The sequence below is a fragment of the Polynucleobacter tropicus genome (genome assembly GCF_013307225.1).
GTDB classification, from domain to species: Bacteria; Pseudomonadota; Gammaproteobacteria; order Burkholderiales; family Burkholderiaceae; genus Polynucleobacter; species Polynucleobacter tropicus.
The window spans coordinates 1,888,393-1,901,114 of the sequence record NZ_CP028942.1 but is presented as its reverse complement, the minus strand read 5'-3'; the positions used below and the strand labels follow the sequence as shown (position 1 = coordinate 1,901,114).

At 45.7% G+C, this 12,722-nt stretch carries 16 protein-coding genes; 11 read left to right on the top strand and 5 right to left on the bottom strand.

The features are described from left to right. Nucleotides 1-13: 13 nt before the first annotated feature. Nucleotides 14-868, top strand: a complete 855-nt coding sequence (locus DCO17_RS09690) for a cytochrome c oxidase subunit 3 (protein ID WP_173956513.1) — start codon at nucleotides 14-16, stop codon at nucleotides 866-868. A 64-nt stretch (nucleotides 869-932) separates the two neighbouring features. Here DCO17_RS09690 and DCO17_RS09685 read toward each other — a convergent pair whose 3' ends face one another. Then, entirely contained in the window at nucleotides 933-1,145 is a 213-nt protein-coding gene (locus DCO17_RS09685; RefSeq protein ID WP_173956512.1) for a twin transmembrane helix small protein, read from the bottom strand. 14 nt (nucleotides 1,146-1,159) lie between these two features. Between DCO17_RS09685 and DCO17_RS09680 the strand changes: the two genes are divergently transcribed. The 5 genes from DCO17_RS09680 to DCO17_RS09660 are packed head-to-tail and all read left to right on the top strand — an operon-like array spanning nucleotide 1,160 to nucleotide 5,208. Beyond that, complete coding sequence (locus DCO17_RS09680) at nucleotides 1,160-1,954, top strand: SURF1 family protein (RefSeq protein WP_254598761.1); 795 nt, start codon at nucleotides 1,160-1,162, stop codon at nucleotides 1,952-1,954. Between the two features lie 2 nt (nucleotides 1,955-1,956). Beyond that, nucleotides 1,957-2,613 carry a redox-active disulfide-containing membrane protein gene (locus DCO17_RS09675; protein ID WP_173956511.1) on the top strand — a complete coding sequence of 219 codons (657 nt, stop codon included), beginning with the start codon at nucleotides 1,957-1,959 and terminating at the stop codon, nucleotides 2,611-2,613. After that, on the top strand, nucleotides 2,613-3,716 hold the full coding sequence (locus DCO17_RS09670; protein WP_173956510.1) for a COX15/CtaA family protein: 1,104 nt from the start codon (nucleotides 2,613-2,615) through the stop codon (nucleotides 3,714-3,716). Before DCO17_RS09675 ends, DCO17_RS09670 begins: the two co-directional genes overlap by 1 nt. Further along, complete coding sequence (gene cyoE / locus DCO17_RS09665; RefSeq protein ID WP_173956509.1) at nucleotides 3,713-4,606, top strand: heme o synthase; 894 nt, start codon at nucleotides 3,713-3,715, stop codon at nucleotides 4,604-4,606. Before DCO17_RS09670 ends, cyoE begins: the two co-directional genes overlap by 4 nt. Nucleotides 4,607-4,617: 11 nt before the next feature. Then, complete coding sequence (locus DCO17_RS09660) at nucleotides 4,618-5,208, top strand: SCO family protein (RefSeq protein ID WP_173956508.1); 591 nt, start codon at nucleotides 4,618-4,620, stop codon at nucleotides 5,206-5,208. Between the two features lie 30 nt (nucleotides 5,209-5,238). On the opposite strand, the gene rpoH is transcribed toward DCO17_RS09660, so the two are convergent. Both rpoH and ftsY read right to left on the bottom strand, forming a co-directional pair. Continuing rightward, entirely contained in the window at nucleotides 5,239-6,162 is a 924-nt protein-coding gene (rpoH, locus tag DCO17_RS09655) for an RNA polymerase sigma factor RpoH (RefSeq protein WP_173956507.1), read from the bottom strand. A gap of 94 nt (nucleotides 6,163-6,256) precedes the next feature. Further along, a complete protein-coding gene (gene ftsY / locus DCO17_RS09650; protein ID WP_173956506.1) occupies nucleotides 6,257-7,147 on the bottom strand; it encodes a signal recognition particle-docking protein FtsY in 891 nt (296 codons plus the stop codon). Between the two features lie 63 nt (nucleotides 7,148-7,210). Here ftsY and DCO17_RS09645 point away from each other — a divergent pair, with 63 nt between their 5' ends. The 5 genes from DCO17_RS09645 to DCO17_RS09625 are packed head-to-tail and all read left to right on the top strand — an operon-like array spanning nucleotide 7,211 to nucleotide 11,341. Further along, a complete protein-coding gene (locus DCO17_RS09645) occupies nucleotides 7,211-8,578 on the top strand; it encodes a M16 family metallopeptidase (protein WP_173956505.1) in 1,368 nt (455 codons plus the stop codon). After that, nucleotides 8,575-9,912 (top strand): M16 family metallopeptidase, encoded by a 1,338-nt coding sequence (locus DCO17_RS09640; protein WP_173956504.1) that lies wholly within the window; start codon nucleotides 8,575-8,577, stop codon nucleotides 9,910-9,912. Before DCO17_RS09645 ends, DCO17_RS09640 begins: the two co-directional genes overlap by 4 nt. Nucleotides 9,913-9,922: 10 nt before the next feature. Next, on the top strand, nucleotides 9,923-10,519 hold the full coding sequence (rsmD, locus tag DCO17_RS09635) for a 16S rRNA (guanine(966)-N(2))-methyltransferase RsmD (protein WP_173956503.1): 597 nt from the start codon (nucleotides 9,923-9,925) through the stop codon (nucleotides 10,517-10,519). Between the two features lie 36 nt (nucleotides 10,520-10,555). After that, nucleotides 10,556-11,053 carry a pantetheine-phosphate adenylyltransferase gene (coaD, locus tag DCO17_RS09630; protein WP_173956502.1) on the top strand — a complete coding sequence of 166 codons (498 nt, stop codon included), beginning with the start codon at nucleotides 10,556-10,558 and terminating at the stop codon, nucleotides 11,051-11,053. A 21-nt stretch (nucleotides 11,054-11,074) separates the two neighbouring features. After that, nucleotides 11,075-11,341, top strand: a complete 267-nt coding sequence (locus tag DCO17_RS09625; protein ID WP_173956501.1) for a YfhL family 4Fe-4S dicluster ferredoxin — start codon at nucleotides 11,075-11,077, stop codon at nucleotides 11,339-11,341. Between the two features lie 3 nt (nucleotides 11,342-11,344). On the opposite strand, the gene pth is transcribed toward DCO17_RS09625, so the two are convergent. Together pth and DCO17_RS09615 are read right to left on the bottom strand one after the other, a co-directional pair. Then, nucleotides 11,345-11,935: an aminoacyl-tRNA hydrolase gene (pth, locus tag DCO17_RS09620; RefSeq protein WP_173956500.1), complete on the bottom strand. Its 591-nt coding sequence runs from the start codon at nucleotides 11,933-11,935 to the stop codon at nucleotides 11,345-11,347. 112 nt (nucleotides 11,936-12,047) lie between these two features. After that, nucleotides 12,048-12,698, bottom strand: a complete 651-nt coding sequence (locus DCO17_RS09615; protein WP_173956499.1) for a 50S ribosomal protein L25/general stress protein Ctc — start codon at nucleotides 12,696-12,698, stop codon at nucleotides 12,048-12,050. Nucleotides 12,699-12,722 lie beyond the last annotated feature (24 nt).

Sequence of the window (12,722 nt, the reverse complement as noted above, 5' to 3'; positions counted from 1 at the left end):
TAGAGAGAATACGATGTCATCCAATTCAACCCCTTACTATTTCGTCCCAGGATTGTCTCGCCATCCTGCTATGGCGGCAGCTGGCTTAATCGCCTTCGGCTATGGCATGACTGGTTGGGTTAACCATACCTCTTGGGGTGGCGCTCTAACGCTCGCTGGCGTAGCTTGGGTTTTATTTGTTCTATACAACTGGTTTGGTGACACCATTGCGGAATCCAACGCTGGTAAGAACGGTGTGAACGTAGATATTTCCTATCGCTGGTCTATGGCATGGTTCATCTTTTCTGAGATCATGTTCTTTGGCGCATTCTTCGCAGCCCTTTTCTATGCCCGCAACATTGCCATGCCTTGGATGGGTGATGTTGAGAGTAAATTGCTATGGCCTGATTTCCAAGCTGTTTGGCCTAATGATGGTCCTGCTGGTTTGGTAGAGAAATTCACCACTATGGGTCCATGGCCAATCCCAACAGTAAACACTCTCCTATTGTTGAGCTCTGGTGTCACGATTACTATTGCCCACCACGCTTTAGTAGAAAACCATATGAAGAAGGCTGTTAACTTCTTGGCGGCTACTGTTGCTTTGGGCGCTATCTTCTTGGGCTTCCAGGCTTATGAGTACTACCATGCATACCATGCCCTGAATTTGAAATTGACTTCAGGTGTTTATGGCTCAACCTTCTTTATGTTGACTGGCTTCCATGGCTTCCACGTTTTCCTTGGCGGCACAATGCTGGCAATAGTCTTGCGTCGTATGATTCGTGGCGACTTTACAGCTAAGCACCATTTTGCGTTTGAAGGCGCAGCTTGGTACTGGCACTTCGTTGACGTCGTTTGGCTTGGTTTGTACATCGCTGTTTACTGGATGTAAGAGAAATAAAAATCGGGGCTCTTAAGCCCCGATTTAGTTTTTAGCACCCTTGTTTGTTAGCGGCTTAGTTAGTCCCTACTTTGATGCCGGTTGCTTCGATTAGTCCAAAGTAATGCGCCAACAAAATTCCTAGGAATAGGGCAATTGATAAGCCAATACGAAGCATCAGTGAGTGAACCATTCGAGAGCTATTGCCACGATCTTTCATCATGAAATACAAGGCTGAGCCTAAACTAATCACAATCATGAGTAGTGCAACAGGAATAATCCACTTCATTTCAAATCCTTATCTTGAATCGTAAAAATAGCCTCTTCGATGCCTTGGTAGCAAAGCGCGCAGTTGCTACTGTATCAGCCTTATTAGTGATCGCTATTGGTTGTGGGGCTGGGATTTGGCAACTTAGCAGGGCTCAAGGCAAGATTGCTTTGGCTGCCAATTTGTTGGCGCGTCAACAAATGCCAATATTGAATGCGAATACTCATTCATGGACTTTAGAAGAGGCTAGTGAGCGACGCATGATTGCTCGCGGTCAATATCTTCCTGAGGCTGCCATTTGGCTAGACAATCGTCCGCAACCTCTTCCTGTGGGTGGTGCTGGAGCAGCTGCACAAGCAGGCTTCTATGTGATGATGCCTTTTCGTCTAGAGGGTCGTGATGAGGTGCTTTGGGTAAATCGGGGTTGGGCTCCACGCAATCGTGAGAATCGAGAGGTATTGCCAAGCATTGAGACTCCTGTTGGGACGCTCAATATTGAAGGCATCGTTTTTACTCACCCGGGAAAGGTTTACGCATTAGGTTCTGAAGATCCCAATGTGGATGTGAATAAACCGCGTATTGCGCAAAATTTTAATTTAGAGCGAGAGGGGCAGCTTCATCATTGGTCACAGGCTCCCTTTATTTTGCGTCTAGAAGAGACTGGGGTTGCTGATGGCCTAGTCCGAGAGTGGGCTCCCCTGACAACTGGGGTGGATCGCCATTATGCTTATGCCTTCCAGTGGTTTGCTTTGGCATTTGCGGGTTTTGTATTTTGGTTGGCTGGCGGTTTGCGTCAATATTGGCGACAAAGTGCTGCACATGGGGATTGAGAGTGAGCGATAAAGATTTATTGATACCAGCATCACAGACGGATTCTTCCGCAATTAATGCGCAGACACGTCGAGGCCGCATGCAAATGCTGTTTTTATTGCTTGCGTGTGCAGCGCCGGTAATTGCCTCCTATTTTGCATACTATGTAATCAAGCCAGAGGGTGGAAAAACCAACTTTGGCACTTTGGTCTATCCCACTCAGGCAGCTAATTCATCATGGTTTGATGTGCCCCTGCAAGGTAAATGGACATTGTTGATTGCTCGCCCCGCGGGCGAGTGCCATGTTGAAGATAAAAAATGTATTGAAGCGCTTTTTTTGATGCGGCAAGCGAAAGTCGCAGTTGGTAGGGAGGGCAGTCGCGTTCAGCTTTTATGGGTCAATACAGACGGTAAGCCAGTAGACCCCGCGGTGGCTCAAGCTTACGATGAAAAAGTCGCTGGCTTCAAGGTGGTTGACTTGCCAGCCGACCCCAAGGCGCGTGCTGAATTTATGAGCTGGCTTAACAAAGAGGGTGCGGGCGATCAAATTCAATTGATTGACCCAAGTCCAGACAAGATGATGTTGATCCCGGTTACTAATTCTCCAAAAGAATTTACAGCAATTAAAAAAGACTTGGAGAAACTATTACGCTTAAATCACAAGGGCGAGAACTTGTAATGCCCAGTTTTGTCTTGCTTTTGGAGTTAGCTTTGATTGCAGTTGTATTTGCAGGCTTGCCGCTCGCCTATCTTTGGACAAGGCCTAGTTATAGCCTTTTTCAGCGACTCAATTGGGTCTTGGTATTTATGACTTTCGACTTGATTGTGTTTGGTGCATTTACGCGTTTGACCGATTCTGGGTTGGGCTGCCCTGACTGGCCTGGTTGTTATGGCAACTCTAATCCTTTGCATGCTCTGGGAGACATTAAACAGGCTGAACATCTTTTGCCGGATGGCCCTGTTACGGTGATGAAGGCATGGATTGAAATGATTCACCGTTATTTAGCGATGACTGTTGGCGCTCTTATTTTGGTGCAGGTGGGGGTGGCATTTACTAAGTTGAAGTCTTTGGGTAAAGGCCCGCTGTTAGGTAGTTTGGGTTTGTTGTTGCTGGTTTGTATACAGGGCGCCTTTGGTGCTTGGACTGTAACCCTGAAATTACAACCCATCATTGTTAGTCTTCATTTAATCTTGGCCTTGTTTTTGTTAGCCGCTTTAACTGCTTATGCTCAACAAGTTTGGGTCGAAAAAAATTCATCAGTACGAGTGCTGCGGGTAAGATCTGTTTCTGGCTTGATGTGGCTATCTGCTTTTGCGATTCTTTTTTGCCAAATATTTTTAGGTGCTTGGGTGAGCACAAATTACGCGGTGTTGGCTTGCCCCGATTTTCCAACTTGCCTAGGTTCGGTTTGGCCTGAAACTAATTGGCAAGAAGGCTTTACGCTATGGCGTCAGCTTGGTTTAAACACACAGGGCGAGTTTATTTCCCCGGTAGCCTTGCAAACCATTCATTGGGCACATCGCCTCTTTGCAAGCTTGGTTTTGATAGTGCTTTCGGTTTTGGCTTGGAGAATATTACGGCAATCAAACCCAGCAACAGAAGGTCTGAATCGTTTCGCTAAGCTTTTACTTAGCTTACTTAGCTTACAGATTATTACCGGGATTTCAAATGTGATCTTCCAGTGGCCCTTAGTGGCGGCCTTATTGCATACAGCAGGGTCTGCGGCTTTGGTATTCTGCATGGTCAGAATTGGTTATTGGACTTCTTGGAAGCGCCTATGAGCACAACAAATATAAGCGAGCAACAGGCCATGCCGCGTTGGCGTCAGTACTGGGTTTTAACTAAACCTAGAGTGACTCAGCTCGCCGTTTTTTGTGCCGTGATTGGAATGTTCTTGGCCACACCAGGAATGGTGCCTTATCCCGTTCTCTTTGGTGGAATTGTTGGCATTTGGTTGTTAGCGGGCGCAGCCTTTGCCATGAATTGCTTAATAGAGCAGGCTGTTGACGCGAAGATGAAACGCACTTCATGGCGCCCTTCGGCTACTGGCGAAGTAACCCCATTTCATATTGTTCTTTTTTCGATCATTCTTGGTTCGCTTGGAATGATTATTTTGTGGAACTTCTGTAATCCACTGACGATGTGGCTGACATTGGCTACCTTTGTTGGTTATGCAGTGATTTATACCTGGCTACTAAAGCCTGCAACGCCGCAGAACATTGTGATTGGCGGGCTATCAGGTGCCATGCCACCTGCATTGGGTTGGGCGGCAGTGACTAACAGCCTCTCTGCTGAAGCATGGCTTCTAGTGTTGATTATTTTTGTTTGGACGCCGCCGCATTTTTGGGCGCTTGCTCTATATCGTCGCGATGATTATGTGCAGTCTGGCTTGCCAATGCTGCCTGTAACGCATGGTGAACGCTTTACTTTGTTAAATATTTTGCTCTACACCTTGATTCTGATTGCGGCGACCTTGTTGCCTTATATCTATGGGATGAGCGGCATGGTGTATTTGGTCTCAGCCGTTATATTGGGATTGATATTTTTGGCTTATGTGATTGCTCTATTTATTTCATACAGCGATGCATTGGCTAAAAAGACATTTCGTTTTTCTATCACTTACTTATCGCTGCTCTTTGCGGCGCTTTTAATGGACCACTATTTCCTTTGAGATGATTTGGAATGAATATGTTTGCCTTGCGTAGTTTTATGATTGCCGCTATGGCAATAATTTTGGTCGCGTGTAGCCCAAAGCCAGAGTTTAAAAATATCGATATCACTGGCAGCACTGCATTTGGAAAAGATTTCAGCTTGCTGGATCCTGATGGAAATGTCAGAACTTTGGCTGATTTCAAAGGCAAGGTTGTTGTTATGTTCTTTGGCTATACCCAGTGTCCCGATATCTGTCCAACAACCCTAACTGAGATGCAGCAAGTGATGACTTTGTTGGGTCCGCAGTCTGATAAGGTACAGATCTTGTTTGTTACCGTTGATCCTGAGCGCGATACCGCGGCGATTTTGAAGCAGTATGTTCCTTCTTTTGATCCTCGCTTTTTGGGGTTGCGCCCAGCAGATGAGGCCGCCTTAGAAAAGGTGTCGAAAGACTTCAAAATCTATTACAAGAAGGTGCCTGGAAAAAGTCCTGGCTCTTACACAATGGATCACATGGCAGGTAGTTATGCCTTTGATCCACAGGGACGCTTACGTCTCTATATCAAACATGCGCAAGGACCGGAGACTTTGGCACATGATTTAAAAGAATTAATGAAGTAATAAAAAAGGTCCTGAAAAGAACCTTTTTTATTAGGCCGCTTGAAGCAGGCCGCGCATTTTTTTGAGTGCTGCCGTTTCAATTTGGCGAACGCGTTCAGCTGAAATACCATATTCCTCGGCAAGATCATGCAAGGTCTTAGTGCCGTTACCATCCGCATCCATTGCTAGCCAGCGAGATTGAACGATATTGCGACTGCGTTCATCAAGAGCCATTAGGGCTTGATCAAGCTTAGGACCTTGTAATGCCTCGGCTTGAGCGTTAGCAATGCGCTCAGTCGGCTCTTGGCTATTATCGGCCAGCCATTGGATTGGGGCATAAGCCACCTCATCATCGCTGTCATCGCCTTCAAGTGCAACATCGCCGCCAGCAAGACGCATTTCCATTTCTCTAACGTCGGAGCCTTTGACATCCAAGGCTTTTGCAAGCGCATCCACTTCGGCTGTTGTCAGCGCATTCAATGTGGGCTTATTGCTACGTAAGTTAAAAAACAACTTACGCTGTGCTTTGGTTGTTGCTGTTTTTACCAGGCGCCAATTTTTGAGAATGTACTCATGAATCTCCGCTTTGATCCAGTGAATTGCATAAGATACTAAGCGAGCGCCATTGCTTGGATCGTAACGCTTCACCGCCTTCATGAGGCCAACATTGCCCTCTTGAATAAGATCGGCGTGCGGAATGCCGTAGCCGAGATATTGGCGAGCAACAGAAACTACCAGACGTAAATGTGAAAGCACCAAAGTTTTTGCAGCGTCTACATTTTCAGTGCGACGAAACTCCTGCGCAAGATGTAACTCTTCCGCAGCACTGAGCATCGGTACGCGATTTACGTACGCAATGTAAGAATCGAGTGTGCCAACCCCAAGGGATGGCAGCATTGGAAATGCGGACGCCGCTGCAGCCTGCGCTACAGGCAGCCTTTGCAAATTCGGTTTGTCAGATTTCTTTTGAACCATTTTCTTTTTGTAAATATGAGGTGTTAATAGGGTTTCATTTTAGCACTCTTGTCAAGAGAGTGCTAATGGTTTCTATCGACCGTAAGTTATTGAATTAATTAAATAATTCAGAGGAATATTGCCCTGCTGTGAATGGGGCTAAATCATCAATTCCCTCGCCCTTACCAAGGGCCAAAATTGCCGGTTTGGGGCCCTCTTTGAGGGTTTGGGCAAGGGCGCAAATAACGCCCCCTTTTGCAGTTCCATCGAGCTTGGTAACGATGATTGAAGTAAGACCCAAGGCGGCATGAAATGCCTTTACTTGGCTCAAACCATTTTGTCCTGTGTTGCCATCTAAAACTAATAGCGTGTGGTGTGGTGCCCCCGGAAGGGCTTTACCAATAACCCTTTTAACCTTCTTGAGTTCTTCCATGAGGTGATCTTGAGTGGCAAGGCGACCTGCGGTATCGATAATCAGGATGTCATTTTTACGAGAGATTGCTGAGTGGATTGCATCGTGTGCAACAGCCGCCGCATCCCCACCCTCTTGAGTAATAACATCAACTTGGTTGCGCCCACCCCATTCTTGCAATTGATTTCGTGCAGCAGCCCTAAAAGTATCACCAGCTGCTAGCAGAACAGATTTGTCTTGAGATTGAAAGAGCTTGCAGAGCTTTCCGATAGTAGTAGTTTTGCCTGCGCCATTGACACCAACCACTAACCACACTTCAGGGATATGGCTTGAGGCGCTTGTAAATAAGGGGTTTGGATTGGTTTCCAAGCTTTGCAACAAGCTTGCAACTTCTTGAATCAGCAAGGATTGCAACTCTTCAGCGCTAGATGCTTTTTCCGATTTAGCGGCTTTACGTAACTTAGCCATCAATTGTTCAGTCGTGGGCAAGCCCACATCACTCTGAATAAGTGATTCTTCTAAATGATCAAACCAAGCATCATCTAATTGGTTTGATTTAAATAGAGATCCTAGGGTTTTACGTAATCCAAACATAATCGATACAATTTAATTCTTGCATCTTATCAATTTAATTCTTGGGATATGGTGATTTAGCAGATGCGTTCCAATTTACTCCGAATTTCTCTCCTATTTTTACTATTTGTTCAACTTTCTTGGGCGGCAGATAAAAATCTATCGGATACCCATGAATTTCTATTAAAGAACGGCCTCAAGTTGATTGTGCGCGAAGATCATCGGGCGCCAACCGTAGCGCATATGGTTTGGTATCGCGCGGGCTCTATGGATGAGACTAATGGCAGAACGGGCGTCGCCCATGTTCTTGAGCACATGATGTTCAAAGGAACTGATAAGGTAAAAGCAGGGGAGTTCTCGCGTTTAGTTGCCGCAGTCGGTGGGAGAGAGAACGCCTTTACATCGCGTGACTACACAGCCTATTTTCAACAAGTAGAGAAATCAAAATTAGAAGAAGTAATTAAGTTAGAGGCTGATCGTATGTCTAACTTGAATTTCGATGATGCTGAATTTTTAAAAGAAATCCAAGTAGTGATGGAGGAGCGACGCTTAAGAACAGAGGACAACCCGAGTAGTTTGCTAAACGAATCCTTAATGGCGACTGCGTTTATGAGTTCACCTTATCGTCATCCAGTTGTTGGTTGGATGAATGATTTGCAAAATATGTCTGCATCGGATGCGCGCGATTGGTACCGTAGTTGGTACAAACCAAATAATGCGACTGTAGTGATTGCTGGTGATGTAAATGCTCAGCAAGTTTTAGCAAGCGTAGAAAAATATTACGGTGCCGTGGCTACAAAGGACCTCCCTGTTCGTAAGCCTCAAATTGAGCCGCCTCAGAGAGGGGCGAAGCAAGTCCAAGTAAAGGCTCCAGCTGATAGCGCCCAATTGACTATGGCGTGGAAAGCCCCCCGCCTTGAGCCTGGCAAACTGGATGAGCCAGATCCATATGCGCTCGAGTTATTAACAGCAGTCTTAGATGGCTATGACAATGCAAGGCTTAATCGCAGTTTAGTGAAGCAAGAAAAAGTGGTGAACGATGTAGGTGTTGGGTATGACATGATTTCTCGAGGCCCTGCGCTATTTGTTATTAGCACCACTCTTGCTAAAGGAAAGACGGTTGATCAAGTGCAAGCAAGCATCCGCAAAGCTATAGATGAGATTAAGCAAAAAGGTATTTTGGAATCTGAGCTCAAGCGAATTAAGGTGCGCATTCTTTCTGAACAAATTTATAAACGCGATTCTATTTTTGGTCAGGCAATGGAGATTGGTGGAACAGAGATGGCTGGATTTTCTTGGAGAGATATCGACTACATACTCGAAAGAATGCAATCGATTACCCCTGAACAAGTGCAAGCCGTTGCTAAAAAATATCTAGTGGATGATCATTTGACGATAGCTGTATTAGATCCGCAGGCTCGTAAGTCAGGCGCGGAGGGTGGCAAGCCATGAAACTTCTTCGACACAGAATAGTTTTCCTATTGTGCTTATTTGGCCTTCTTACCAGCGCTCAAGCGACCTTGCCTATCGAGCAATTGGAATCTTTTAAAGGTGCAAAAGCGTATCTTGTGCAAACTAAGTCTTTACCAATGGTGGATATTGAGATCAGCATCGATGCAGGAGATCGCTACGATCCCGCTGGTAAGAGTGGCTTGGCGGATTTAACTGCTGACTTAATGACTTATGGCGTTCGTGGTGAAAAGGGTTTCTTAAGTGAAGCGCAAATTGCTGATGAAATTGCTGACCTTGGCGCGAATATTGGATTATCCGTAAGTGGTGAGCGTGCCACTTTGCGAATTCGTAGTTTGAGCAGAAAAGATTTGCGTGATCGAGCGGTCCAACTTGCTGCTGCTATGTTGAGCGCACCAACTTACGATGCGAATATCGTCGCTCGTGAAAAACAGCGAACCATCACAAGTTTGCTTGAGGCAGATACAAAGCCAGAGTATGTTCTGGAGCGGCGCTTTAAGTCGATGGTTTACGGTAAGTATCCTTTGGCAGAAAGCCCATCTGTTAAATCAGTCTCCGCTATTACTCCAGCTGATTTAGCGCAATTTCATAAGCGCTTTTATCGAGGCGATCGAATGATCGTGAGCATTGTTGGGGATGTCGATCAGGCTCAAGCAAAAGAGATTGTGCAAGGCTTGTTAAAGAGGGTTCCTCAATCTGGCCCAGCCATTCCTGTGCTCCCAAAATTGCAGCGCTCTCCTGTAGAGCCATTGGCCGAGCGTCAGGTAACCATTCCATTTGATTCTCAACAGGCGCACATCGCCATGGGAATGACTGCTGTTACACGTAACAACCCAGATTACTTCCCCCTCTTAGTAGGTAATTACATTTTGGGAGGCGGAGGTTTTGTATCGCGATTAATGGCAGAGGTGCGTGAGAAGCGTGGTTTAGCCTATAGTGTCTTTAGTTATTTTTCTCCCGGAAAGGATGTTGGTATTTTCCAGGCGGGCTTGCAGACCAAGAGCGATCAGGGATCTATGGCTCTTGAGGTCATGAGCGAGACGATTGCCAATTTCATCGCTAAGGGTCCGACTGACCCAGAGCTCACCGCTGCTAAGGCAAATTTAGTCAATGGCTATCCATTGCGAATAGACAACAACCGAAAATTATTGGATAACGTTTCTTCAATTGTTTGGAATGATCTTCCTTTGGATACGATGGAAGTCTGGACTAAGCAGGTAGAGGCAGTTACCTTAGATCAGGTGACTGCAGCCTTTCAAAAATATCTCGCAATGGATCGCATGAAGATTGTTTTGCTGGGAGCTCAAAATAAATAAGCCTAAATCTTTGAAGAGCGAACCACCAAAAAAGATCCGTATTATTGGCGGCAACTGGAGAAGTCGTTTGCTCTCGGTAATGGACTTACCTGGCTTACGCCCTACAACTGATCGCATTCGTGAAACTTTGTTTAATTGGTTGGGTCAAGATTTAACAGGCTTGAGATGCTTGGATTTATTTGCGGGTACAGGCGCCCTTGGATTTGAGGCCGCATCGCGTGGTGCGAGTGCGGTTACTCTTTTAGAGAAAGATAAAAAGGCACATGCAAATTTATTGAAAAATTTTGACTTGCTGAAATCATCTCCGGCAACTGGCTCAGTAGAAATCTTGCAAGGCGATAGCCTTGAGTTTCTAAGGAAGCGGCCCGATAAATCTGCCAACTTGATTTTTATTGACCCCCCGTTTCAGGATTCGGACTTATTGAATCGCACGGTATTAGAGGCTGGTAGGATATGCGATGACAGTATGGGGGGTGGAATTTATGTGGAATTTCCTGCAAATCGCTCCCGTGAAGAGGTTGAGTCCCTATTGCCTTCATGGCATTGTGGAAAGTACTTAGAGGCTGGGCAGGTAAAAGCCTGCCTATTTCGGAGTGGAAGGGGCTAAACTCTTGCGTGTAGCCGATAAAGCCTTAGGAGATTTATGACTGTAGCTGTATATCCAGGAACGTTTGACCCCTTAACTCGTGGTCACGAGGATTTGGTGCGTCGCGCATCCAGCATTTTTGATCAGCTTATCGTTGGTGTTGCCTCAAGTCGTAGCAAGCACCCATTCTTTACTCTCGAAGAGCGTATCGATATCGCTAAAGAAGTTCTTGGGCACTATCCAAATGTGAAGGTCGTAGGCTTTGATGGCTTATTAAAAGATTTCGCGCGCGAACATAATGCACGAGTGATTGTGCGTGGCTTACGCGCAGTGTCAGATTTTGAATATGAGTTTCAAATGGCAGGCATGAACCGATACTTGCTACCAGATGTGGAGACATTATTCTTGACCCCATCCGACCAGTATCAATTTATCTCGGGAACCTTTGTTCGCGAGATTGCTTCGATGGGTGGCGATGTTAGTAAATTTGTTTTCCCTTCCGTGGAGAAGTGGTTAGTGAAGAAGATTGAGTCTTCACAGCAAAAAACAAAATAAGTCAGATTGGTATAAGTAAGTATGGCTTTAATGATCACTGACGAATGCATCAACTGCGATGTGTGCGAGCCAGAATGCCCTAATGATGCAATTTATATGGGGCTAGAGATCTACGAGATTGATCCCAATAAGTGCACTGAGTGCGTGGGTCATTACGATGCGCCCCAATGCCGTCAAGTCTGCCCAGTGGACTGCATTCCATTTAATCCAGAGCACAAAGAAACCCAAGAGCAGTTAATGATGAAATTCAAGCTATTAACAGCTAATAAAAAAGCGAGTCAGAGCTAGTAACTACGCTTTAGAGTGAAGCTCCATCATAGCGGTCTGGGGATCGCCTTTCAAAAATAGCGACAATATTTGCAGACCATTTTCAATGCTCGCTTCAATGAGTTTTTGTTCGACTAATTGAGGTCTGCGCAAAACATAGTCAGCTACATCCATTGGGCGGCCATCGCCAGCCAAATCTCGTGGATGACCTATACCAAGGCGCAATCGCCAATATTGAGGGGTTCCAAGGTGCGCCTGAATGTCTTTGAGGCCATTGTGGCCCCCAGTGCCCCCGCCTAGTTTCAGTCGAGCAGTTCCGGGCTTTAAATCAAGCTCGTCTTGAACAACCAAAATATCTTCGGCGCTGATCTTATGAAAACGACAAAGGGCGCCAACCGCTTGCCCACTCAAATTCATATACGTGGTCGGCTTTAGAAGATAAAGATCTTCTCCTTCCCACTTTGCTTTAGCCACTTTTCCATGAAAGCGTTTTTCAGCTTCAAAGCGGACATTTAAGTGTTTAGCTAGGGCGTCGACAAACCAGAAGCCGGCGTTATGCCGATCTTCTTTATGTTCATCGCCAGGATTGCCAAGGCCAACAATTAATTTGCTCATGGTGGGAGTTTAAAGATATAAAACAGTTTCTACAAAAAAACCAAGAAAAGAATGCTGGAAAAAATAAAGCCCGCTTGCGCGGGCTTTAGATACATAGGTAAAGCTTAATTTATTAAGCTTTGTCCTTAGCATCGGCAGCAGGCGCGGCTGCTGGAGCTGCGGCGGCTGCTGGAGCAGCTTCTTCAGTCTCAGCGGCCTTAACAGCTGGAATACGTGCGTTTGCGATCACTGGGTTTTCTTGCTCAACGTGCAATACCAATGAAACACCTTTTGGCAAAGTAACGTCTTTCGCATGAATTGAGTGACCTACTTCAATTTTGCTTAAGTCCACTTCAATGAATTCTGGCAAGTCTGCTGGCAAGCAAGAAACTTCGATGTCATTGAGGATGTGGCTTACAACAGCGCCTTGCAATTTCACGGCTGCTGAAGTTTCAGCGTTGGTGAAGTGCAATGGAACGCGCATGTGAACTTTCTCAGTCGCAGATACGCGTTGGAAGTCAATGTGCAAAACCAATGGCTTAAATGGATGCATTTGGTAATCACGCAACAACACTTTTTGTGTTTTGCCAGAAATTTCCAAATCCAAAATGGATGAGTGAAATGCTTCTTTGCGGAGAGCATGGAATAAAGCGTTGTGATCTAACTCGATAACCAAGGCTGGTTCTTTGCTTCCGTAAACGATTCCTGGAGTTTTTCCAGAATTGCGCAGACGGCGGCTCGCACCCGTTCCCTGTACGCTTCTTTCAAAGGCGACAACTTTCATATTAAATTCCCTTTTAAGGTTAAT